The following is a 21,469-nucleotide window of genomic DNA, read 5'->3' as shown; positions in this document are numbered from 1 at the left end:
CGGGTCATAGGCCGGGGTCTTAGCCCTTGCCCTTGACGCCCCTCGCGAGGTCGTCGTCCAGGTCCTCGTACGCCTTCGCGGCGCTGGTCAGGAACTTGCCCATGCCCGTGAGGCCCTCGATGGTGTCCTTGGCGCCCTTCTTGAACTCCTTGAAGGAGTCCTCGAAGGCCTGCGAACCCTTGCGAGTCGTGTAGCCGTTCTTCACCAGGTTCTCGATGAAGCGCTCGAGAGCGTCGAGCTTCTCATCGATCTTGTCCTTGGCGTCGTTCAGCTTGCCCGCCGCGGTCCGCATCTCCTCATAGGTGATATCGGCGTCTTTGGCCATGTGGCTTCACATCCAATCCAACTCGCCGCAGGGCCATCCCCCTTGGCTCCTCAGTGCGGGCCGCTCGAAGGCTGTGCAGCCGCTCGTACGATCTTCCGCTCTTGAGTCAGCAGCTTACGGGTGGGGCAGAAGTGAGCACACCCCGGTTGAGTCACAGCTCTGCTATGAGCTCACGCACAGCCCGTTGCCTCCGGGAAGGGTGGAGCGGCTATCGTCACAGGCACTGTGGACAGTCTCACAGGCACTGTGAACCAGCCATTGTGACCGCGTTTCGGAAGCGGTCGCAGCGGGCTGAACGGGAGGACGATCGTGCGCCTGACTCTGACCGTCGTCGATCCGCTCGGCGGCGCCAACGCCGACGTCGTGCTCGACGCCGATCCTGAGTCCTCCGTGGGGGACATCGCAAAGGAGCTGGCGTCGCACGTCGGGTACGGCGGCGGCGACGCTCAGATCATTCCGATCGGCGGGCATCAGCTCCAGCCGGGCACCGGCCAGGGCGGGGCACCGATCGTCTTCGTCGACGGGTATCCCATCGACGCCGCCGCCACCATCGGGACCTCCCCGCTGCGCGAGGGCGCCGTCGTCAGCCTGCACGATCCCGCGGGCTGCCTGCCCGGCGAGCCCACCGGCCTCGTCGAGTTGCGCGTCGCGGGCGGACCCGTGGCCGGCGCCGTGCACCGGCTCGGAATCGGCCGCTACGACATCGGCAGCGGGCCCGCCTCGTACATCCGCATCGATGATCCGGAACTGCCCGCGCGCGCCCTGACGTTGTCAGTTGCAACCGATGGAACCTGCCAAGTCGCCGTACATGGTGACATAGACGGCGTGACCCTTGAGGGAAAGCCGTTCGGTGAGGTCGAGGACACCGAGAAGGACGAGAAGGGCGATAAAGCCGCCTCTAAGAGCGGTAAGAAGAATAAGGGTGACAAGGGCGCGAAGTCGCGGGACAAGGGCGACAAGCGGGATAAGGGCGAATGGCCCCTCGGAGCTCAGATCGCCCTCGGCAATACCCTTCTCGAACTCGACCGCTATACCCCGCCCAATGCCGCTCTGAAGTGGTCCGACGACGGTTCCGGACTCGATTACAACCGGCCTCCCCGACTGCGTCCGCCCGAGCGGCAGACCAAATTCAAGCTGCCCAATGCGGTACGCGATTACGAGGCCAGGCCGCTGCCCTGGCTGATGGCGCTCACGCCGCTGGTCGGTGCGGTCGTATCGGCGATGATCTTCCAGCGCTGGTACTACCTGATCATGGCGGCGCTCAGCCCGCTGATCCTGTTCGGCAACTACTTCATGGACAAGAAGCACGGGCGCAAATCCCATGCCAAACAGGTCAAGGAGTACAACGAACACAAGGAGCGGATCGAGAAGGACGCCCAGGAAGCCCTCGTCGCCGAGCGGCTCGACAAGCGGCAGGCCATCCTCAGCCCGGCCGGGATTCTCTCGCTGAGCACCGGGCCCCGTACGCGGCTGTGGGAGCGGCGGCGTACCGACGAGGACCATCTGCTGCTTCGCGTCGGCACGGGACGGCTCGACTCCGAGGTCGTGCTCGACGACCCCGAGCAGGACGACCACAAGCGCGAGGTCACCTGGAAGATCGAGGACGCGCCCGTCGCGCTCTCGCTGCGCAAGCTCGGCGTCATCGGCATAGCCGGGCCCGGCGACTCCGCGCAGGCGCTCGGCCGCTGGGCGGTCGCGCAGGCCTCGGTCCTTCACAGCCCGCTCGACGTCCAGTTCTACGTGCTGACCGAGAACTCCGCACGGCAGACCTGGGACTGGACGCGCTGGCTGCCGCACTCGCGGCCCTCCGGGGCGCAGGACGCCAACGTACTGATCGGGACGGACGCCGAGACCGTCGGATCCCGCATCGGTGAGCTCACCCAGATCCTCGCCGCCCGCCAGAAGGCCGCCAAGGAGAACAACAACCGGCAGGGCGGGGCCTCCTTCGGCGACCCCGACATCGTGGTCGTCTGGGACGGCTCACGGCGCCTCCGGTCCATGCCCGGTGTGGTGAAGCTGCTGCGCGAAGGGCCCTCCGTGTCCATGTTCGCGCTCTGCCTCGACGCCGAGGAGCGGTTCCTGCCCGGCGAGTGCCAGGCCATCGTGATCGCCGAGCCGCGGCCCGAGGAGATCAGCCTGCCGACCCGGGGCGCGGACACCGCAGCCCAGGCTCCCGCCGCCCCCGGCGGCTTCCCCTCCTTCCAGGCCTGGCACTCCACCGAGGCCGAGAGCAGCGAGCAGGACGTCGAGAAGCCCCTCGAACTGCGGCTGCGCGTCGAGCAGACGGGCGCCGCCCGCATCCGTTCCGTACGCCCCGACTTCGTCTCCCCCGCGTGGTGCGGGCGGCTCGCACGTGCCCTCTCCCCGCTGCGCGACATCAGCGGCGAGACCGAGGACTCGGCGCTGCCCAGCTCTAGCCGGCTGCTCGACGTGCTCCAGCTCGAACCGCCGACGGCCGACCAGATCACCGCGCGCTGGCGGATGGGCGGCCAGTCGACGATGGCCGTCCTCGGTGAGTCGTACGACGGGCCCTTCGGCATCGACATGCGGCGGGACGGGCCGCACGGCCTGATCGCCGGTACGACCGGTTCCGGTAAGTCGGAGCTGCTCCAGACCATCGTGGCCGCGCTCGCCGTGGCCAACACCCCCGAGAACATGACCTTCGTCCTCGTGGACTACAAGGGTGGGTCCGCCTTCAAGGACTGTGTGAAGCTGCCGCACACCGTCGGCATGGTCACCGACCTCGACGCCCACCTCGTCGAGCGGGCACTGGAGTCCCTCGGCGCCGAGCTCAAGCGGCGCGAGCACATCCTCGCCGCCGCCGACGCCAAGGACATCGAGGACTACCAGGACCTGGTGCGCCGCGATCCCTCGCACCCGCACGTGCCCCGGCTCCTCATCGTCATCGACGAGTTCGCCTCGATGGTGCGTGACCTGCCCGACTTCGTGACGGGGCTCGTGAACATCGCCCAGCGAGGTCGTTCCCTCGGCATTCACCTGCTCCTCGCCACCCAGCGCCCGAGCGGTGTCGTGTCTCCCGAGATCCGCGCCAACACCAACCTCCGTATCGCCCTGCGCGTGACGGACGGCGCCGAGTCCAGCGACGTCATCGACTCCCCCGAGGCCGGCCACATCTCCAAGAGCACGCCCGGCCGCGCCTACGTCCGCCTCGGTCACGCCTCGCTCGTCCCCTTCCAGTCGGGCCGCGTCGGTGGCCGCAGGCCCGGCGCCACCGACCCGGCACTCCTCGCCCCCTGGGCGGGTCCGCTCGGGTGGGAGGACCTGGGCCGCGCCGCGCTCGTGAAGCCCAAGGCCGAGGCGCGCCAGGAAGAGGAGATCACCGACCTCAAGGTCCTCGTGGACGCCGTGTGCGACGCGAACACGACGATGGGCATCCCCGCCCAGCACAGCCCGTGGCTGCCCGCGCTCTCCGAGACGCTGCAGCTCGACGAGATCCCGCTGCCTGCCGCGAGCGACAAGCCCGGTTCCCTCGCGCCCGCTCCGTACGGCCTCGAGGACATCCCCTCCGACCAGGCGCGCCGCCCGGTCGTGGTCAACTTCGAGACCTTCGGGCACCTGCTCATCGGCGGCGCCCCGCGCAGTGGCCGCTCGCAGATCCTGCGTACGCTCGCGGGCTCCATCGCCCGCACGCACTCCTCGGCCGACGTGCACCTCTACGGCATCGACTGCGGCAACGGCGCGCTCAACGCACTGACCCGGCTTCCGCACTGCGGCGCCGTCGTCAGCCGTAACCAGACCGAGCGCGCGGTGCGCCTCGTCACCCGCCTCAAGGGTGAACTGACCCGCCGCCAGGACCTGTTGGCCGACAAGGGCTTCGCCGACATCGGCGAGCAGCGGGCCGCGGCGCCCGAGGAGGAGCGGCTCGCGCACATCGTCGTACTCCTCGACCGCTGGGAGGGCTGGCTGCCGACCCTTGGCGAGTACGACCACGGCGAGCTGACCGACGAGCTGCAGGCGATGATGCGCGAAGGCGCGAGCGTCGGCATCCACCTGGTCATCACCGGTGACCGCCAGGTCCTCATCGGCCGCATGGCCTCGCTCACCGAGGACAAGTACGGCCTGCGGCTCGCCGACCGCTCCGACTTCTCGATGCTCGGCATGAACGCGCGCAAGGTGCCGGAGGAGATTCCGCCGGGCCGCGGCTTCAAGAACGAGCACGGTACGGAGACGCAGTTCGCGCTGCTCGCCGAGGACTCCACCGGCCAGGGCCAGGCCGCGGCGATCTCCGAGATCGGCGAGGCCGCGGCAGCGCGGGACGCGGACGTGCCGCGCTCGCGCAAGCCGTTCCGCGTGGACAGCCTGCCGAGCCGGATCAACTTCACCGACGCCTGGGAGATGCGGGACCCCGACGCCTCGCGCTCCAAGCTCTGGGCGCTCGCCGGTATCGGCGGCGACGACATCATGGGCTTCGGCCCCGACCTCGCGCAGGGCGTGCCGACGTTCGTCGTCGCGGGCCCGGCCAAGTCGGGCCGCAGTACGACACTGATGAACCTGGCGCGGTCCTATCTGACCCAGGGTGTACGCCTCGTCATCGCCGCACCCCGGCCCTCGCCGCTGCGTGAACTGGACGGCCAGGAAGGCGTGCTGAAGGTCTTCGTGGACGACGACATCGAGAGCGACGACTTCAAGGAGGTCGTCGAGTCGGCGACGCCCGATGAGCCGATCGTGTGGATCATCGATGACGGTGAGGTCCTGGAGGACTGCGACGCCGAGCGCGAGTTCAAGCGGCTCGTGCAGCGGGGCTCCGAGCGTGGTCTCGGGCTCGTCATCGGTGGCGACGAGGAGGAGGTGTGCGGTGGCTTCTCCGGCTGGCAGGTCGAGGCGAAGAAGGGCCGGCGCGGCATCCTGCTCTCCCCGCAGGACTCTTCAAGCGGCGAACTGATCGGCATCCGTACGACCCGGAGCATGGTCGGCGGCCCGATCGCACCGGGCAAGGGCCTGCTGTACACGGGCAGCGGGGAGCCGGTCACCGTCACGACGCCCATGTGACGCGGAGACAGAGGACCTGAGGCAGCGGACGGGGGACGGAGGACGGGGGACGGGAAGCTGATGGCCGGTTCGGCGAAGCCTGCGCGGCGCAAGGCCGCGCGAGCGGCGATCGGTGGAGGCGGCGCCTGGCAGGGCAGACGGCCCCGCGAGCCGAAGCGGCAGGGCCCGCAGGAAGGCCGCTGGGGGAAGGCCGGGTTCGCCTGCCTGGTCCTCCTCGTCGCGATCGCGGCGGGCGGCAGCCTCGTCCTCGGCCCCTACGCCTGGGCCGGCGAGATGTGGCGCGACCTCGCGCCGGTCTGGCCGGGCGAGGGATATGGCTTCGCGGTCACGGCGGGGCTGCTTCTCCCCGTGGCGGGCGCGCTCGCGCTGTTGCCGCTGGGGCGTACCGACTGGAAGCAGCAGAAGGCCCGTTCGGCGGCGTGGACGGCGGCGGCGCTGCCCGGCATCGGCGCCTGCGTCCTGATCCTCTCCATCGCCATGCACACGATCCGCCCCAAGCGGAGCCACCGGAACGGCTACTGCTCCGACTCCGGTGGCGAGTACTGCTGGGTCAGCCTGAACTATCCGTACGTATGGCTGGTCGGCCTGGGAGCTACGGTGCTGGGCGCGGTGGCGATCGGACGGCTGTACGGGGCGTACCGGACGCGGCGGAAGGCGTAGAGGGAGGCTTGCCCTCCCTGTCTGCTCGCCCACAAGCCCCTGCGGGGTGCCGGGCGGGCGGGTGGGAGAAATCCGTTCAAGCCTCACGCACGTGAGAGCCGTGCTTCCGGGTTCCCCGACTCCGCGTTCTCCGAGAGGTAGACCAGATCGTCGCCCTTCGGGCGCAACCGCACCGTGTGCGTGTTCTTCGTGCACTGGGCGGCGCTGTCCGCCTGCCCCTTGCCCTTGGCGACGATCTCCTTCTCCGACACCGACTTCAGGACCAGGTCCACGGCGCAGACGCCGCCAAGCTGGTCCGTCTGCGTCATGACCGCGAACCGTTCGCCGACCTTGCCCTGCTCCACCTTGAGCCTGAACGTACCCATCGGGACAGCGCCGTTCGCCGCGACCGCCTGGCCTTCCCAGGTGCCGCGGTACGAGGCGGGCACCTTGCCGCCGGGCTGGTCGCTCGCGGTGGCGGCCGGGGGCTGCGCGCCCGCGTCCTTCGACCCGTCGTCGTTCCCCGGGAGCAGTCCCAGCACGAAGACGGTGCCGACCGTCACCGCCGCGAGCGCGCCCGCGACGCCCAGGACCAGCGTGCAACTGACCTTGCGGCCACGCCCGTCGGCGCCACTGGGCGTCGACGTCGCGGCGACCGAGACGGACACCCGGCCGGGCGAGCCAGAAGAAGGGCCCGACGGTCTGTCCGACGTCTGCGTGGGAACGTACGCGACAGACGGAGAGGAGGCAGCAGCCCGCACCGGTGCGTACGAAGGATCCGGCGGGCCGAAGGCCCCACCCCCCGACGACTCCACGGACCCCACGGACCCCACCACCGAGCTGCCGAACGGCACCGGCCCCGAGGGCTGTTCCGCGACCCCGGCCCCGTCCGTCTCCAGGTCGAGGATCCGCACCGCACTCCGGCTGACCCGCTCCACCAGCGGCCCGGGCAGCCATCCGGCCGCCACGAGTTCGTCCGCACCCGCGGGCGCGAGCCGCCGTGCGATCTCCTGCGGGGTCGGGCGCTCACCGGCGTCCTTGGCCAGACACTGCCGTGCGAGGTCGCGCAAATCTCCGTCGAGCGCGCCGAGTTCCGGCTCTTCGTGTACGACCTTGTAGAGCAGCGATGCGGAGGAGTCGCCCTGGAACGGGGCTGCCCCCGTGGCCGCGTACACGAGGACGGCACCCAGGGAGAAGACGTCCGCCGCCCCGCCGACGCCGCTGCCGAGGATCTGCTCCGGCGACATGTAGCCGGGCGAACCGACGGAGACACCGCTCGACGTGAGCGAGGCCGTGCCGTCCGTCGCGCGTGCGATGCCGAAGTCGATGAGACGCGGGCCGTCCATCGTGAGCATGACGTTCGACGGCTTGACGTCGCGGTGGACGAGTCCGAGCCCGTGCACATGCGCGAGCGCCTCGGCGAGGCCCGCCACGAGTACGCGTACGGAATGGGTGGGGAGAGGGGTCAGGTCCCGTACCGCCTCCGTCAGTGAAGGCCCCGCCGCATACCCCGTGGCCACCCACGGGACCGCCGCCTCCGGGTCGGCGTCGAGCACCGGCGTCGTCCAGTCGCCGCCCACCCGGCGCGCCGCGTCCACCTCGCGCCGGAAGCGGGCGCGGAACTCCTCGTCGAGCGCGAAGTGCGGATGGACGACCTTCACCGCGACCGTACGGCCGCCCGAACTGCGCCCCAGATAGACCCGGCCCATACCGCCCGAGCCCAGTCGGCCGAGCAGGCGGTAAGGGCCGATGACGGTCGGTTCGCCGGGATCGAGCGGGTGCATGACGAAGGCCTCCCCCTGGCGCGCCGCACAGCCGCGGCCACACGGGCCGCGGGCACTGTCTGCAGCTCAGGGTAGTCCGCGAGCAGACCCGGTGGTCCAGGCAAGCCCTACCGGCTCTGCATGCCCTGTCGCCGGCCCCAGTCGCGTACTAGGGCTGCGACCCCAGCAGCTCCACCCGTACGTCCGCGGGGAAGCCTGTCGTCTCCCCCACCCGGCGCGCGAACTCCGCGACGCCCTCCAACTGCGCGCTCCCGAACCGGAAGTCGAGCGTCGTGAAGTACTGCTCCAGGATCTCCGCGTCGAAGGCCTCCCAGCGCGCGGCCTGCTCGGAGACCTTGCCGACCTCCTCCAGGGAGAGGTCACGCGAGGCCAGGAACGCCTTGTGCACCGCGTCGACGACGGCGGGCTCGCGCTCCGCGTAGTCACGCCGGGCCGCCCAGACCGCGAAGACGAACGGCAGACCCGTCCAGTCCTTCCACATCTGGCCCAGGTCGTACACGTCCAGACCCAGGCGCGGGGCGTCGATCAGGTTCGCCCGCAGCGCCGCGTCCCCGATGAGTACGGCGGCGTCCGCCTCCTGCATCATCAGCCCGAGGTCGGGCGGGCACGTGTAGTAATCGGGCTGCACGCCGTAGCGCTCGGCGAGCAGCAGCTGCGCCAGGCGCACGGAGGTGCGCGAGGTGGAGCCGAGCGCGACCCTGGCGCCGTCCAGCTGGTCGAGAGGGACCTGCGAGACGATCACGCAGGACATCACCGGGCCGTCGCAGCCGACCGCGAGATCGGGAAAAGCGACGAGATCGTCGGCGTTCCTGAGGAACTCGACGAGAGTGACGGGCGCGATATCGAGATCACCCCGCACCAACTGCTCACTGAGCTTCTCCGGGGTGTCCTTCGTGAGCTCGAAGTCGAGCAGCGTTCCGGTCCGCGCGAGACCCCAGTACAGGGGCATGCAGTTCAGGAACTGAATGTGACCGACGCGCGGCCTGGGGGTGCGGTGATGGCCGGAGAGCTGATCTGAGCCCTCCCCGGCGATGGTGCCAACGGGAGAATTGTCCACATCGGGGAGGCTAGCCCCCTTGCGGTACGGTGCAGAAAGCGGGGCCCGATCTCGCCCTTGTCAACCCCTCCGGACCTGGTCCGTCAACCCCTTCAGGGGGTACGTCAAACATCCGGGTGACGTGATCTTGCCCCCTATTGCTTTCAGCTGCCTGCGTGCTAAGCTCACCGCAAGTTGCAGTTTGGTTTCCCTTGCAGTACAGAGCCTGCGGAGCATGTGACCCGCGGGCTCTCGTCGTTTTCAGACTTATGCAGTTGTTTCAACAATCGCAGGTTCTGGAGCAGGGCAACCCTTTGGCCCAAGGAGGGCTTATGGCTACCGGAACCGTGAAGTGGTTCAACGCCGAAAAGGGCTTTGGATTCATCGCCCAGGAAGGCGGAGGCCCCGACGTCTTCGTCCACTACTCCGCGATCAACGCGAACGGCTTCCGCTCCCTTGAGGAGAACCAGGCCGTGAGCTTCGATGTCACGCAGGGCCCGAAGGGTCCGCAGGCGGAGAACGTCACCCCCCAGTAGTGGGGCGTCCCATGCGAATGGGATGTGTGAGAGTTCCGGTGACTTGATCCGGACACGGATAGCAGTACCCAAGGAGCCCCGTCTCCCCGCGTAAGCGGAAGACGGGGCTCCTGCCTTTTCCTGGCGTGGGCGCCTTGGTCCTTTGTTCTCTGCGGGTGCGCCTGTTCTCTGCGGGTGCGCCGTGGCTGGGTGCGCAGTTCCCCGCGCCCCTGAAGGGGCGCTAACTCGACGTCAATGCCGCCCTCGCCGTCGTCACGTCCTGGGGGTTCCAGCCCTCGCCCGGGACCGAGGCGAGCAGCAGGTTTGTATACGGGTCTTCCGGTGCCGTCAGTACCCGGTCCGTCGGGCCCTGTTCCACCACCTTGCCGCGGCGCATCACCAGGACCTCGTCGGTGATGTGCTGGACGACGGCCAGGTCGTGGCTGACGAAGACCAGAGCCACCCCGGTGTCCCGGCGGATCTCGCCGAGGAGTTGGAGGATCTGGGCCTGGATCGACACGTCGAGTGCCGCCACCGCCTCGTCGAGGACCAGGACTTGGGGATCCACCGCGAGCGCCCGCGCGATGGCCAGGCGCTGGCGCTGGCCGCCGGAGAGTTCGCGGGGGCGGGCGCCGGCCTCGCGTGAGCCCAGGCCCACCTGGTCCAGGAGCCCGGCCGCAAGCTCCTCGTCCCTGCCGTGCAGACGCAGGGCCGTGCGCAGGCACTGGGACGAGGTGAGGCGGGGGTCCAGGGAGAGGTAGGGGTCCTGGAAGACCATCTGGATCTCCCTGGCCCTGGCAAGGCGTGCGGCGCGCCTCCGGGGCGTACGGGCTTCGCGGGGGCGGCCGTTCACCGTCACCGTGCCGGAGTCCTGGCGGGCGAGGCCCACCAGCATGCGGGCGACCGTCGTCTTGCCCGAGCCCGATTCGCCCACGATGCCTATGGCTCCGCCGGGGTGGACCGTGAACGTGACCTTGTCCGCCGCCTGGTGGCGGCCGCCGCCCGGCAGTGGGTAGCTCTTGCTGAGGCCCGCTACTGCCAGCAGGTCCTGGGGCATCAGTGGCTCACCTCTGTTGTCTCTGTCGTGTCGGTGCTCGGCATCGTGGGCACAACAGCGCAGGCGGCTGTGCCCCCGTCGGCCAGCTTCAGTTGCTCCGGAGTCCACGTCTCGCATGCCGTCTCCGCGTCCCCGCACCGCGACACGAACGGACAGCCATCAAACGTGTCCGACAGGGACGGCGGGCGGCCCGGGATGGGGCGGAGGGTGTGGGTCGTGTCGCCCAGGGTGGGCGAACAGGAGAGCAGGCCGCGCGTGTAGGGGTGGGCCGGGGCCGCGAACAAGGCTTCGGCCGAGCGTTCCTCCATCACCCGGCCCGCGTACATGACGTACACGCGGTCGCAGTACGCCGCCGCCAGGTGCAGGTCGTGGGTGATGAAGAGCAGGCCCAGGTCCCGGGTGGACCGCAGTTGGCGCAGGAGTGCCAGGATCTCCGCCTGCGTCGTGACGTCAAGGGCGCTGGTCGCCTCGTCCGCGAGGAGCAGGCTCGGCTCGGCGGCGAGCGCGCCCGCGATGACCACGCGTTGCAGCATCCCGCCGGAGAGCTCGTGCGGGCGCTGGCGTACCCGGTGTTCGGGGTCCGAGAGGCCGACGGCGTCCAGGAGCTCGACGGCACGCTCGCGCGTCGCGCCCCTCTCGACCAGGAAGTCACCGATGCGGCGCACCGGGTTGAGGGCGGCGCGGGGGTCCTGGTGGACCATGGCCACCGTCCGCGCGCGGTGCGTCCGCAGGGCCTCGCCCGTCAGGGTCAGGACTTCGGTGCCGTTCACACGGACCGAACCCGATGTCTCCCCCTCGGCCGGAAGGAGGCCGAGCGCCGCCTTCGCCGTGGTCGACTTGCCCGAACCCGACTCACCGACCAGGCCCACGACTTCGCCGGGCCGCACGGTGAGGGACACCGATTCGAGGAGTGGCCGGGCCGCGCCCGGCACCCGCAGGGTGAGGTCTTCGATCTCGAGCAGCATGGGTCACTGCCTCCCTAGCCGGTCGGCGGCCCAGACCCCGACCACGTTGAAGGACACGACGACCAGTGCGATGGCCGTGCCGGGGACGAGCGCCGGGAGCAACGCGCCCTGGACCACGGCCGCCTGCCCCTCCTGCACCATCAAGCCCCAGTCGGATGAGGGTGGTTGGGCGCCGAAGCCGAGGTAGGAGAGGGTCGCGAGCGACATCAGCGCTTCCCCGAAGAGCACCACCAGATAGCCCAGGATCGCGCGGCCCAGATTCGGGACCAGGTGCGCGACGCAGATCCGCGCGCCGCCCATGCCCTGCACCCGGTAGGCGTCGACGTACGGCTTGCGGGACTCCGAAAGGGCCAGTGAGCGGACGTACTTGGCGATGGTGGGCGTGAAGGCGAGGCCGAGCGCCAGTACCGACGTCGTCATTCCCGCGCCGAAGACGGCGATGATCAGGACGGTGAACAGCAGGCCCGGGAACGCGTACATCACGTCCGTGATCCGCGAGACCAGCGCGTCCACCCATCCCCCGCGCCAGGCAGCGAGCACACCGAGCGTGACGCCGAGTACGGCCGCGACGGCGAGGAGCAGGATCGGCGCGATCAGGCTCGTACGGGTTCCGTACAGGGCGCGCGACAGCAGGTCCTGGCCTGACGAGTCGGTGCCCAGGAGGTGGTCGCCCGACGTTCCGACCAGTGATGCCGAGAGGTCGATGGCGTCGGGTGCGTAGGGCGCGAGGAGCGGCGCGAACACGGCGGCCAGTACGACGAGGCCGAGCAGGCCCGCGGCCACCATCACCCCGATGGGGCGTCGACGGCGGCGTACGGCCAAGGGCGCGAGCGCCGCGGGGGAAGCAGCAGTAGAAGCAGCGGTGGAAGCCATCAGGAACGTGCCTCCTTGACTCGCGGGTCGAGGAGCGGGTGCACCACGTCCACCAGGGTCGTCACCACGATGTAGCCGGTGACCATGAGCAGCAGGACCGCCTGCGCCACCGGGAAGTCGTGCGTATTGATCGCGCCCACCAGGAGCGAACCGATCCCGCTGATGCCGAACGCCGTCTCCACGACCACCGTGCCCGCCAGCATTCCCGCCATGACGAGTCCGCACATCGTGATGATCGGCCCGAGCGCGTTGCGCAGGACGTGCCGCCGGATGATGTCGCGCTCCGGTACTCCCGAAGCGCGCGCCGCCTCCACGTGGTCGGACGCGGCGGCGTCCGCCATCGCCTGCCGGGTGACCCGGCTGATGATGGCCAGGGCGCCGAGCGCCAACGACAGTGCGGGCAGCGTCAGATGGTGAAGCGTGCCCCCGAAGCCGTCGCCCGAGCCCGATACCGGGAACCACCCCAGCTGCACGCCGAAGAGGGAGACGAGCGCGATGGCCGCCACGAACGACGGTACCGAGGCTGCGAGCGTCGTGCCGCCCACGACCGCCGAGTCGACCCACGTGGACCGCTTCACGGCGGCCAGGATTCCGGCGCCGACGCCGAATACGACGAACAGCACCGTGGCGTACGCGACGAGTTGGAGTGTCGTCGGGAAGCGGGCCGTCACCAGGTCGGCCACCTGGTCGCTGTACTTGAAGGAGCGTCCCAGGTCGAAGTGGACGCAGTCCCACAGCCACCGGCCGTACTGGACCACCAAGGGCTCGTCCAGGTGGTACTGGGAGCGCACCTGGGCCAGGCGCTCCGGTGTCAGCTTGTCCCGGCCGCCCGCGAGGAACACCGCCGGGTCACCGGGCGCCGCGTACACGGCGGCGAAGATGACGAACGAGGCGGCGAAGAGAGTGGCGACAAGCCCGGCGAGACGCCGTGAGATGCGAGCAAGCATGGTCCGTCTCACCTAGCCCTTCTTCGTCTTGAGGCCAAGGTCGGCCGCCCACGGGTAGTAGAGGTAGGCCTGCGACGCGGGCGGGCCCGTCAGCTTTCCGCTGATGACCAGGGCCGTCGGGACCTGCGCGACGGGGATCCAGACCCCCGCGTCCACGAACCGCTTCTGTACGTCGATCGCCAGCTCGGCCCGCTTCGCGTCGTCGAGGGTGCTCAGCGCCTGCCGGACCTTCTTGTCGTACGCCGCGTCCTTGAAGCCGACCCAGTTGTTGGAGGAGTCGGAGAGGCCGTTGTCGTAGAAGCCCATGGGGTCGGCCTTGGAGATGTACCAGTCGCCGACCAGCAGATCGATGTCGGCCCGCGCGGTGGGATCGCTGTAGAACTCCTCGAACTGGGCCGTGGGAACGGTCTTGATCTGTCCCTTGAGGCCGATCCGCTGGAGCGCGGAGCGCACCGCGTTCGCGACGACCGTCCGTCCCTGGCTGCTGTCCGTGCCGATCACGATGGGGTCGGTCGGCGCCCCCGCCTCCTTCACAAGTTCCTTGGCCTTCGCCAGGTCGTCGGCGGTCGGAGTGTCGGGCGCGGACGCGGACAGCTCCTCCTGGGCCGCCTCGAACTTGTCCTTCTCATAGCCCCAGGCGCCCGAGCCGACGGGTGTGGCCCACGGCTGGACGAGTCCGCCGTATCCCGACTTGGCGATGCCCGTCCGGTCGATCGCGAGGGACAGCGCCCGCCGGATCTGCGGGTCCTTCAGGCCGCCGCGGGCCGTCGGGATGAGCACGAGCGACGCCGTGGACGGGCCGTAGTGCTCGTCGAGCCCCTTGCTGGTGCGCAGGGCGGATGCGGTGTTCGGGGATTCCGCGTACGTCCCGTCGGCCGCGCCCGTCTTCAGGGCATTGACAAGCGCGCTGTCCGAGGCCCAGCGGAAGACGACCTGCCGGGTCAGCGGCTTCTTGCCCCAGTAGCCGTCGTACGCCTCGATGGTGATCGAGTCGCCGGACTTCCAGCTCTTCAGCTCGTACGGGCCGCTGCACGCGTCGCCCTGCCCCGGCGTGCCGAAGTCCTCTCCCGATCCGGTCACTTGCTTCTTGTTCCAGACGATGCCCGCGTCACCGGCGAGTGCCTTCGTGAAGAGCGCGTCGGGAGACTTGAAGCGGATGGTGATCTCGCGGTCGCCGGTCTTCTTCATGGACTTGACGTTGACGAACTCGTCGGCCTGTTCCATGTCCGGATCGGCGTGCCGCTTCAGCGACCACAGCACGTCGTCGGCGGTCAGCTTCGACCCGTCGTGGAAGGTGACGCCGTCCCGGACGGTCAGGACGAGGGTCTTGCCGTCGGGTGCGTGGGCCTTCTCGGCGAGGAAGGGCTTCGTCGTCATGTCCGGCTGGAGCTGGTAGAGCCGCTCGCAGACGTTCGTGAGGACGACGCGGCCCGCGCTCGTTCCCTGGGTGTCGAGGTCCAGCGAGTCCGGCTCGTCCTCAAGGAGCCAGTTCGCCTTGTCCAGGGCGCCCTTGGCGGGGGCGGTCGTCGCGCTCAGCTTCAGCTTCGCGGCGTCGGCGGGCTTGCCGCCGGTGGCGGCGGTGTCGGCGCCGCTGCATCCGGCGGCGGCGGTGAGGAGCGTGACCGCGGCCAGGCCGGCGACCACCGGCCGCTTCAAGATCCTGGGGGTGGTCGTCGTCATCTGTCGTCTCCGTACGGGCCGTCGTAGAGGTTCCAGGGCATGTGCTGGTAGTCGCGGTCGCAGGGGGTGCCCGCGGTGACGTGGTAATCGCCGCTGGTCAGGTCCACGCAGGAGGAGACGAGCGTGGCCCAGTGCTTGACCTCGGGCTGCCGCGGGTCGGGGTGGGTGCAGAGCGACTCGGGGTGGCCGAGGTGGTCGGACATGGCCTGCTTGATGAGCTTGCGCGACTCGTCGGCGCCGGTGGAGGAGCGCAGGGCCTTCAGCCCTTGCTCGGCGCGCGGGACGCGGACGAGCGAGTCCGACGACATGGGGCGGTAGTTGGCGGCGATAGCGGCAGGGACGCCCGCCTGGTAGTGGTTGCCGTGCACGAGGAGCCCGTCCGTGGGGTACATCCAGCCGTGCCCGGCGGGCGTCGTCTCCAGGTCGACGGCGAAGCCCTCGCGGCAGGTAAGGAGGGCGTTGGAGGCGATGTGCGCGCGGGTGCGGCAGAGCACGTCCAGGGCGTCGGTGATGGCGTGCTGGTCAAGGACACTGCGGCGTACGACGGTCTGCGGGAGGCCGATCGCGTCGTTGAAGCGCCCGCCAAGGCCGTTCGCGTTGAGCGCGATGCCCGCCGAGTTGGCGCCCTGGCGCCCGATCTGGCCCGCCTCGACCTGCATGATCAGGGTCGGGTGCGGGGGCTGGACGATGCGCAGCATGACGACGGTGTCGGCGACCCCGGCCCGCCAGTCCCAGTTCTGCCCGGCCCAGACGTGGCCGTCGCCGCTGGCCTCTCCGTAGGCGGCGAAGGAGGTGCAGCCGTCGGCGGCCTCCTCCTCCTTCATCTCCGTGGCCTTCTCGGCTTCCATGGTCGCGAACGAGCGGTCGTAGATGACTTCGCCGCGTGCGTTGAGCGCGAGTACGTCGAGGAGGCCGACCCCGGCGCCGTCGGCTATGCCCTGCATCTCGTCGACGAGGTGGGGCGCGTAGTCGCGGACGGGCTCCAGCCAGCGGGCGGCGCGGTTGGTGACCTGGTCCCAGGTCAGGCCGGACGACTGGCCGAACGCCTCCTCGTAATAGGCGAGGGCGGCGCGCAGCTGGGGGCGGACGGCTTCGCCGTACTGGTGGCCGCGCTCGACGGGGGTACCGGATATCTCGACGAGCGGAAGGGAGCGTTCGGGGGCTGCGGGGGCGTCGGGGGCGGTGCGGGGTGCCATTCTTCTCCTCGCGACGGAGAGCTTCCGGTGACCGTGCTGTAACGTCGATTACGGGAAGCTCTCCTTCTGGAATGCGTTGCCCAGGAGAGTAACGGCCATCACACGAGAGTCAATAGCTGTAATGGAAATTTCAGAGGATCAGACGGGGGCGTCGGACGCGTCGGGACCGACGGGGTCCGGTGCCACCGGCGGTGGGGCGGGGCTCGCGCGGCTGCGGGCCGCGGTGCGCGACCAGTGGGAGACGCTCTCGACGTCCGAGCGTGCCGTCGCCCAGTACGTGGTCAGCGCCCCCGCCGAGTCGCTGCTCTTCGCCAGCGCCCAGGAGCTGGGCACGGCGAGCGGCACCAGCAACGCGACGGTGGTCCGCGCCATGCAGCGCCTCGGTTACGCGGGCCTGCCCGCGCTCAAGCGGGAGCTGGCGTCGGACTTCACGTCGGCGGTGCCGCCCGAGGTACGGCTCCAGCAGCGCATCGCGCATGTGGGCAGGGACCTGGACGACATCTGGGGCGAGGTCTTCGACGAGGCCCAGGAGCGCATCGAGCACGCGCGGCGCCTGACGCCGGGCGAGGCGCTGCGGGACGCGGTGGGGTTCCTCGCCGAGGCCCCGGAGATCCACTGCTACGGCATCGCGGCGTCCGAACTGGCCGCACGTCACTTGGCGTTGGCCCTCGGCAGGATCGGCCGCCGGGCCCGCTACTTCGGCGACACCGGGTTCGCCCTCGCCGACCGTCTGCTCGCCGTGCGGCAGGGCGACGCGGTGGTGATCTTCCAGCCCGGGCGCGCCCTGACCGAACTGACGGTCCTGATAGAGCGGGCGCGGGCGGTGGGGGCGCGGGTGGTCCTGGTCACGGACGAACTGGCGGAGCTGTACGGGCCACGGGTGGACGCGGTCCTGACGGCACCGCACACGCCGACCGGCATCACGACGGAGGCGCTGACCGCGCTGGTGGTGGCGGACGCGCTGCTGCTTGCGCTTGCGACGCTGGACGAGGGACGGGCGGTGGAGACTTCACATCAACTGACGGCGCTGCGAGAGCAGTTGCTGGCCCCTAGGGCGCGGAAGGGGTAGCGCCCGGAGGGGCGGGGGGAACTGCGCGACAAGCCACGACGCACCCGCAGCAGACGCTCGGCGCATCCTGGTGCAGCCCGGCGCATCCCGGCGTAGCCGGGCGAGGCGCCTAGCTGTGCTGCATCACCAGCACGAAAGTCGTGCCCCGCTCCAGCGCCTCATAGAGATGCGGGACATCTCCCCGGAACGACACGTAGTCACCGGCGGCCAGCTCCACCGTCGCGTCGCGCGGCCCCACGAGCAGCCGCCCCGTGGAGACGACCAGATGCTCCATGGACCCCGGGATGTGCGGCTCGGACTCTCGCACGGAGCCCGGCTCCAGCGCCGCGTGATAGATGTCGCGCCGGACGCCGGAGGGGCCCGCCGAGAGCAACGTCCCGGCGTACGAGGCGTGTTCGGCGTGCATGGTCGGCCCCTCCCCCGCCCGGATCACCGTCACGGCGGGGGCCGGTGACTCCACGAGAACACTGAAGGGCACCCCGAGCGCCACGGCGAGCGCCCACAGCGTCTCGATCCCCGGGTTACCGGTGGCCGCCTCCAACTGGGAGAGCGTCGACTTCGCGATCCCGGCCCGCTTGGCCAACTCGGAAAGCGAGATCCCCGCCTTGGCCCGCTCCCGCCGCAGAGCAGCGGCAACCCATTCACGGGGGAGGCGGGAGGGGGGCGTGCGGGGGGTGGGGGGTGCCCCCTCGTCGACGCCCGTACCCGACCCCTCATTCGCCCTGCCCCGCACCATGTCCCGTGCTCCCTCGCCTCTCACCGGCCGCCATTCGTTCGCTACAGCGGACAACTCGTTCGGCTTGACGAACGTGGTCCACTCCACCCATCCTACGACGTATGCGTTCGTCAGACCGAACAGACAGCCCACCAGAGCGAACGAACGATGGATTCGTCCGACTCTCCCACCTTCCCCGCGGTGTCCTGCGCGACATCGCCCTCGTCTGGCTCGCCGACGCCGTCGTCGGTGTCTCCTTCGGTGCGATCGCCGTCGCGGGCGGACTGCCCGTCTGGGTGCCGGTCCTGATGTCGCTGCTCGTGTACGCGGGCTCCGCCCAGTTCAGCGCGGTCGGGATCCTCGCCGCGGGCGGCGGTCCGGTGGCCGCTGCGGCGACCGGCCTGCTGCTCAACTCCCGCACGGCGGCATTCAGCCTCGCCGTCGCCGACAGCCTGGGCCGGTCCTGGGCCGCACGGTTCCTGGGCGCGCATCTGATCACCGACGAGACGGCGGCCTTCGTCCTCGCTCAGCCCGACCAGAAGCAGCGCAAGGCCGCGTTCTGGATATCCGGGCTCGGCCTGTTCGCCGTATGGAACATCAGCGTCCTCGGGGGCGCGCTCGCCGGGTCCGCCATCGGCGACACCGACCGCTTCGGGCTCGACGCCGCGTTCCCCGCGGTGCTCCTCGCCCTGGTCCTGCCCGCCCTGCGCGCCGACAGCATGACGCGGCGGGCCGCGGCCGTCGGTGCCGTGATCGCCGTTGTCGCCGCGCCCGTACTGCCTGCGGGCGTGCCCGTACTCCTCGCCCTGCTCGGCCTGCTCGCCGCCCGGCGCGGACCGGGCAGCCCCGCACGCCCCACACGCCCCGCACACCCCGCCTCCCGGAGGAGTGACTCGTGAACGCCTACCTCGCCTGCATCCTCGTCCTCGCCGCGGGAACGTACGCCTTCCGTCTCGCAGGACCCCTGCTGCACGGGCGCGTCGAACTGCCGCCCCGCGTCCAGGAATTGCTGACCGTCGGAGCCACCGTCCTCCTGGTCGCGCTGCTCTCCACCGGCGCGCTCACCGAGGGGCACGGCTTCGCCGGGTGGGCGCGGCCCATCGGCGTCCTGGCCGGCGGGGTGCTCGCCTGGCGGAAGGCGCCCTTCGCCGTGGTCGTGGTCGGCGCGGCGGCCACTACGGCGCTGTTGCGTCTTGCGGGAGTGTCGTAGCCCGCAAGCCGCCCTTCTCGTACAGTCCCTCGATCACCCCCGCGTACCGCTCCGCCACCGCCCGCCTGCGCACCTTCAGGCTCGGCGTGAGCAGCCCGCCCTCCACCGTGAAGTCCTCGTCGAGGACGGCGAAATCGCGGATGGCGGCCGGGCGCGAGACCGTCGCGTTGGCCGCGTCCACCGCCTCCTGGACGAGGGCGCGGACGCGGGGGTCCCGCGAGAGGGTCGACCAGGTCAGCTCCTCGCCCTCCCTCTCCGCCCAGCCGCTGATCTCCTCCGCGTCCAGCGTGATCAGGGCCACGGGGTAAGGACGCTTGTCGCCCACCATCACCGCCCGGGACACGAACCGCGAGCGCTGTACGGCCAGTTCGCTGAGGGACGGGGTGAGGTTCTTGCCGCCGGAGGTGATGATCAGGTCCTTCTTGCGGCCGGTGATGCTGAGATAGCCGTCGGCATCGACGGCACCCAGATCGCCGGTGTGCAGCCAGCCGTCGCCGTCCAGTGCATCGCGGGTGGAGGCAGGGTCCGCGTGGTAGCCGGGAAAGACCATCTCGCCCCGGGCGAGGACCTCTCCGTCATCGGCGATACGGACTTCGCACCCCTCGACGGGCCTGCCGACCGTGCCGTACCGCACCGCCCCCGGATGGTTGAGGCTGATGACCCCGGCCGACTCGGTCATCCCGTACCCCTCGTAGACCGCGATCCCGCAGGCCCGCAAGAAGTCGATGACGTGCGGCGCGATCGGGGCGCCGCCGGACAGCGCCCACCTCACCCGGCCTCCGAGTGCCTGCCGGACCAGGCCGTAGAGGGCCTTGTCGGCAGCCTCGTACGCCTCCCGGAGCTCGGGCGGCAGCACGCCGTCCGCCGCGAGGACCCCGATGCGTACCGCATCCTCGAAGCGTTCACGCCCCCCGTCCTGGGCCTCCGCGAGGGAGAGAACCACGGAGTACACCTTCTCGAACAAGCGCGGCACGGACGGCAGATGCGTGGGTCGTGCCTCGGCCAGCTCGGCGACGACGTTCTCGATCTTCCCGCCGAAGAAGCAGAGTTCGCCGCCCTCGATGAGGGTCGTGAACTCGATGAGCTGGGCGAGAAGATGGGCGAGCGGGAGATAGAGGTACGTGGAGTCGCCGGGGCCGCCCTGGATCAGGGGGAGCGTGGCGGACTGGACGGCGCCGAGGTTGCCGTGGGTGAGCAGGCAGCCCTTGGGCAGGCCGGTGGTGCCGGAGGTGTAGATGATGGTGGCCAGGTCGGCGGGGGTGCGGGCGCCGGCGCGGGCCAACAGGGCGTCCGGCTGGTCGGCGGGGGCGCGGGCACCGGTGCGGGCCAGCAGGAGGTCCGGCTGGTCGGCGGGGGCGCGGGCGTCAGCGCGGGCCAGCAGGGCGTCCGGCGATACCGGTCCGGCGGGCTGATCGGGGCCGGTGCGCTGATAGGGGCCGTTGCCCTGTTCGCCGTCAGTGTGCGGCTCGCGTGCGGCGGCCTGCTGGCGATCGCCGCGCGGCCCGCCATCGGCGCGCGGCCCGCAATCGCCGCCCTGCACGCCATCGGCGCACGCCTCGCCACCGCCGCCCTGCCCGCCACCGGCGCGCGGCCCGCCATCGGCGCGCGGCCCGCCTCCCGCGCCCTGCCCGCCGTCGCCACCCTGCCCGCCATCGGTGCGCGGCCCGCAATCGCCGCCCTGCACGCCATCGGCGCACGCCTCGCCACCGGCGCCCTGCCCGCCACCGCCGCCCTGCCCGCCACCGGCGCGCGGCTCGCCATCGGTGCGCAGCTCGCCATCGGTGCGCGGCTCGCCTCCCGCGCCCTGCACGCCATCGGCGCGCGGCCCGCCTCCCGCGCCCTGCCCGCCATCGCCGCCCTGGCCGCCATCGGCGCGCGGCCCGCCACCGCCGCGCCGCTCGCCTCCCGCGCCCTGCACGTGCTCGGTACCCTCCTCGCCATCCGCGCCCAGCTCGCGGTCCGTCATGAGCAGTACGTGTCGCACGCCGGGCAGGCCGGGCCGCAGGCGCTCGATCTTTGCCGCCTGCGTGGCGTTCTCACAGATCACCACCGAGGTGTCGGAGTCACCGATGACCCACTCGACCTCCTCGTCACCCGCCGTCGGATACACGGGAACGACCACCGCGCCTGCCGCGAAGACGGCGAAGTGGGCGTAGGTCCACTCGGGGCGGGTCTCGGCGAGGATCGCCACGCGGTCGTCCGGGCGGACGCCGAGAGCGAGCAGCTCCTGGCCGACGTCCCTTACGCGGTCGCGCAGTTGCTCGTACGAGACTTCCTCCCACGCCCCTCCACCCGACGCCCCCTCCCCGGACTTGAAGCGGAGGGCGGGCAGCTTGCCGTGGCGTTCGGCCGCCCACTCGGTGAGGACGGCCAGGGTCTCGGGGCGCTCCGTCGGCTGCATGCCTACGACGCTAGGGACAGTGCGGCCCTTCACGGGATGACGGGAAG

The 21,469-nt window shown here is 70.7% G+C and carries 17 protein-coding genes; 6 read left to right on the top strand and 11 right to left on the bottom strand.

The window, feature by feature from the left end:
• Positions 1-19: 19 nt before the first annotated feature.
• A complete protein-coding gene (locus ACFQ7F_RS11635; RefSeq protein WP_361836889.1) occupies positions 20-325 on the bottom strand; it encodes a WXG100 family type VII secretion target in 306 nt (101 codons plus the stop codon).
• A 309-nt stretch (positions 326-634) separates the two neighbouring features.
• On the opposite strand from ACFQ7F_RS11635, the gene ACFQ7F_RS11630 reads away from it, so the two are divergent.
• Positions 635-5,335 (top strand): FtsK/SpoIIIE domain-containing protein, encoded by a 4,701-nt coding sequence (locus tag ACFQ7F_RS11630; RefSeq protein ID WP_383269367.1) that lies wholly within the window; start codon positions 635-637, stop codon positions 5,333-5,335.
• A 60-nt stretch (positions 5,336-5,395) separates the two neighbouring features.
• Positions 5,396-5,995: a hypothetical protein gene (locus tag ACFQ7F_RS11625; RefSeq protein ID WP_383269365.1), complete on the top strand. Its 600-nt coding sequence runs from the start codon at positions 5,396-5,398 to the stop codon at positions 5,993-5,995.
• Positions 5,996-6,078: 83 nt separating this feature from the next.
• Here ACFQ7F_RS11625 and ACFQ7F_RS11620 read toward each other — a convergent pair whose 3' ends face one another.
• Together ACFQ7F_RS11620 and ACFQ7F_RS11615 are read right to left on the bottom strand one after the other, a co-directional pair.
• A complete protein-coding gene (locus ACFQ7F_RS11620) occupies positions 6,079-7,758 on the bottom strand; it encodes a serine/threonine-protein kinase (RefSeq protein ID WP_383269363.1) in 1,680 nt (559 codons plus the stop codon).
• A gap of 148 nt (positions 7,759-7,906) precedes the next feature.
• Positions 7,907-8,791: a menaquinone biosynthetic enzyme MqnA/MqnD family protein gene (locus ACFQ7F_RS11615; RefSeq protein ID WP_383269380.1), complete on the bottom strand. Its 885-nt coding sequence runs from the start codon at positions 8,789-8,791 to the stop codon at positions 7,907-7,909.
• A 335-nt stretch (positions 8,792-9,126) separates the two neighbouring features.
• Between ACFQ7F_RS11615 and ACFQ7F_RS11610 the strand changes: the two genes are divergently transcribed.
• Positions 9,127-9,330 (top strand): cold-shock protein, encoded by a 204-nt coding sequence (locus tag ACFQ7F_RS11610; protein WP_018528239.1) that lies wholly within the window; start codon positions 9,127-9,129, stop codon positions 9,328-9,330.
• A 220-nt stretch (positions 9,331-9,550) separates the two neighbouring features.
• Here ACFQ7F_RS11610 and ACFQ7F_RS11605 read toward each other — a convergent pair whose 3' ends face one another.
• The 6 genes from ACFQ7F_RS11605 to ACFQ7F_RS11580 are packed head-to-tail and all read right to left on the bottom strand — an operon-like array spanning position 9,551 to position 16,027.
• Positions 9,551-10,366, bottom strand: a complete 816-nt coding sequence (locus ACFQ7F_RS11605) for an ABC transporter ATP-binding protein (protein ID WP_383269361.1) — start codon at positions 10,364-10,366, stop codon at positions 9,551-9,553.
• Entirely contained in the window at positions 10,366-11,331 is a 966-nt protein-coding gene (locus ACFQ7F_RS11600) for an ABC transporter ATP-binding protein (protein ID WP_383269359.1), read from the bottom strand. The genes ACFQ7F_RS11605 and ACFQ7F_RS11600 overlap by 1 nt, the downstream gene beginning before the upstream one ends.
• 3 nt (positions 11,332-11,334) lie before the next feature.
• Positions 11,335-12,204, bottom strand: coding sequence for an ABC transporter permease (locus tag ACFQ7F_RS11595; protein ID WP_383269357.1), 870 nt, complete (start codon positions 12,202-12,204; stop codon positions 11,335-11,337).
• Complete coding sequence (locus ACFQ7F_RS11590) at positions 12,204-13,151, bottom strand: ABC transporter permease (protein ID WP_383269355.1); 948 nt, start codon at positions 13,149-13,151, stop codon at positions 12,204-12,206. Before ACFQ7F_RS11590 ends, ACFQ7F_RS11595 begins: the two co-directional genes overlap by 1 nt.
• A gap of 12 nt (positions 13,152-13,163) precedes the next feature.
• The gene (locus tag ACFQ7F_RS11585; protein WP_383269353.1) at positions 13,164-14,831 is read right to left on the bottom strand and encodes an ABC transporter substrate-binding protein; all 1,668 of its coding nucleotides are present in this window, start codon (positions 14,829-14,831) and stop codon (positions 13,164-13,166) included.
• On the bottom strand, positions 14,828-16,027 hold the full coding sequence (locus tag ACFQ7F_RS11580) for a C45 family autoproteolytic acyltransferase/hydolase (RefSeq protein WP_383269351.1): 1,200 nt from the start codon (positions 16,025-16,027) through the stop codon (positions 14,828-14,830). The genes ACFQ7F_RS11585 and ACFQ7F_RS11580 overlap by 4 nt, the downstream gene beginning before the upstream one ends.
• A gap of 121 nt (positions 16,028-16,148) precedes the next feature.
• Here ACFQ7F_RS11580 and ACFQ7F_RS11575 point away from each other — a divergent pair, with 121 nt between their 5' ends.
• Positions 16,149-17,096, top strand: coding sequence for a MurR/RpiR family transcriptional regulator (locus ACFQ7F_RS11575; protein WP_383269350.1), 948 nt, complete (start codon positions 16,149-16,151; stop codon positions 17,094-17,096).
• A gap of 109 nt (positions 17,097-17,205) precedes the next feature.
• Here the strand turns inward: ACFQ7F_RS11575 and ACFQ7F_RS11570 are convergent, their stop codons facing one another.
• The gene (locus tag ACFQ7F_RS11570; protein ID WP_383269348.1) at positions 17,206-17,832 is read right to left on the bottom strand and encodes a helix-turn-helix domain-containing protein; all 627 of its coding nucleotides are present in this window, start codon (positions 17,830-17,832) and stop codon (positions 17,206-17,208) included.
• Positions 17,833-17,933: 101 nt separating this feature from the next.
• Between ACFQ7F_RS11570 and ACFQ7F_RS11565 the strand changes: the two genes are divergently transcribed.
• Positions 17,934-18,710, top strand: a complete 777-nt coding sequence (locus ACFQ7F_RS11565; protein ID WP_383269347.1) for an AzlC family ABC transporter permease — start codon at positions 17,934-17,936, stop codon at positions 18,708-18,710.
• A complete protein-coding gene (locus ACFQ7F_RS11560) occupies positions 18,707-19,021 on the top strand; it encodes an AzlD domain-containing protein (RefSeq protein ID WP_383269345.1) in 315 nt (104 codons plus the stop codon). Before ACFQ7F_RS11565 ends, ACFQ7F_RS11560 begins: the two co-directional genes overlap by 4 nt.
• On the opposite strand, the gene ACFQ7F_RS11555 is transcribed toward ACFQ7F_RS11560, so the two are convergent.
• The gene (locus ACFQ7F_RS11555; protein ID WP_383269343.1) at positions 18,987-21,422 is read right to left on the bottom strand and encodes an AMP-dependent synthetase/ligase; all 2,436 of its coding nucleotides are present in this window, start codon (positions 21,420-21,422) and stop codon (positions 18,987-18,989) included. The two genes, ACFQ7F_RS11560 and ACFQ7F_RS11555, sit on opposite strands and share 35 nt — an antisense overlap.
• Positions 21,423-21,469: the final 47 nt, after the last annotated feature.

The organism is Streptomyces sp. NPDC056486, from assembly GCF_042795295.1.
Taxonomy (GTDB): domain Bacteria; phylum Actinomycetota; class Actinomycetes; order Streptomycetales; family Streptomycetaceae; genus Streptomyces.
The sequence above is the reverse complement of the archived record's forward strand: the minus strand, read 5'-3'. Positions and strand labels throughout refer to the sequence as shown.

Coding starts and splice junctions, on each gene's coding strand:
- ACFQ7F_RS11555 (WP_383269343.1), bottom strand. CDS start 21,422: ATGCAGCCGACGGAGCGCCCCGAGACCCTGGCCGTCCTCACCGAGTGG.
- ACFQ7F_RS11605 (WP_383269361.1), bottom strand. CDS start 10,366: ATGCCCCAGGACCTGCTGGCAGTAGCGGGCCTCAGCAAGAGCTACCCA.
- ACFQ7F_RS11620 (WP_383269363.1), bottom strand. CDS start 7,758: ATGCACCCGCTCGATCCCGGCGAACCGACCGTCATCGGCCCTTACCGC.
- ACFQ7F_RS11565 (WP_383269347.1), top strand. CDS start 17,934: ATGCGTTCGTCAGACCGAACAGACAGCCCACCAGAGCGAACGAACGAT.
- ACFQ7F_RS11595 (WP_383269357.1), bottom strand. CDS start 12,204: ATGGCTTCCACCGCTGCTTCTACTGCTGCTTCCCCCGCGGCGCTCGCG.
- ACFQ7F_RS11635 (WP_361836889.1), bottom strand. CDS start 325: ATGGCCAAAGACGCCGATATCACCTATGAGGAGATGCGGACCGCGGCG.
- ACFQ7F_RS11610 (WP_018528239.1), top strand. CDS start 9,127: ATGGCTACCGGAACCGTGAAGTGGTTCAACGCCGAAAAGGGCTTTGGA.
- ACFQ7F_RS11590 (WP_383269355.1), bottom strand. CDS start 13,151: ATGCTTGCTCGCATCTCACGGCGTCTCGCCGGGCTTGTCGCCACTCTC.
- ACFQ7F_RS11600 (WP_383269359.1), bottom strand. CDS start 11,331: ATGCTGCTCGAGATCGAAGACCTCACCCTGCGGGTGCCGGGCGCGGCC.
- ACFQ7F_RS11585 (WP_383269353.1), bottom strand. CDS start 14,831: ATGACGACGACCACCCCCAGGATCTTGAAGCGGCCGGTGGTCGCCGGC.
- ACFQ7F_RS11570 (WP_383269348.1), bottom strand. CDS start 17,832: ATGGTGCGGGGCAGGGCGAATGAGGGGTCGGGTACGGGCGTCGACGAG.
- ACFQ7F_RS11580 (WP_383269351.1), bottom strand. CDS start 16,027: ATGGCACCCCGCACCGCCCCCGACGCCCCCGCAGCCCCCGAACGCTCC.
- ACFQ7F_RS11575 (WP_383269350.1), top strand. CDS start 16,149: ATGGAAATTTCAGAGGATCAGACGGGGGCGTCGGACGCGTCGGGACCG.
- ACFQ7F_RS11625 (WP_383269365.1), top strand. CDS start 5,396: ATGGCCGGTTCGGCGAAGCCTGCGCGGCGCAAGGCCGCGCGAGCGGCG.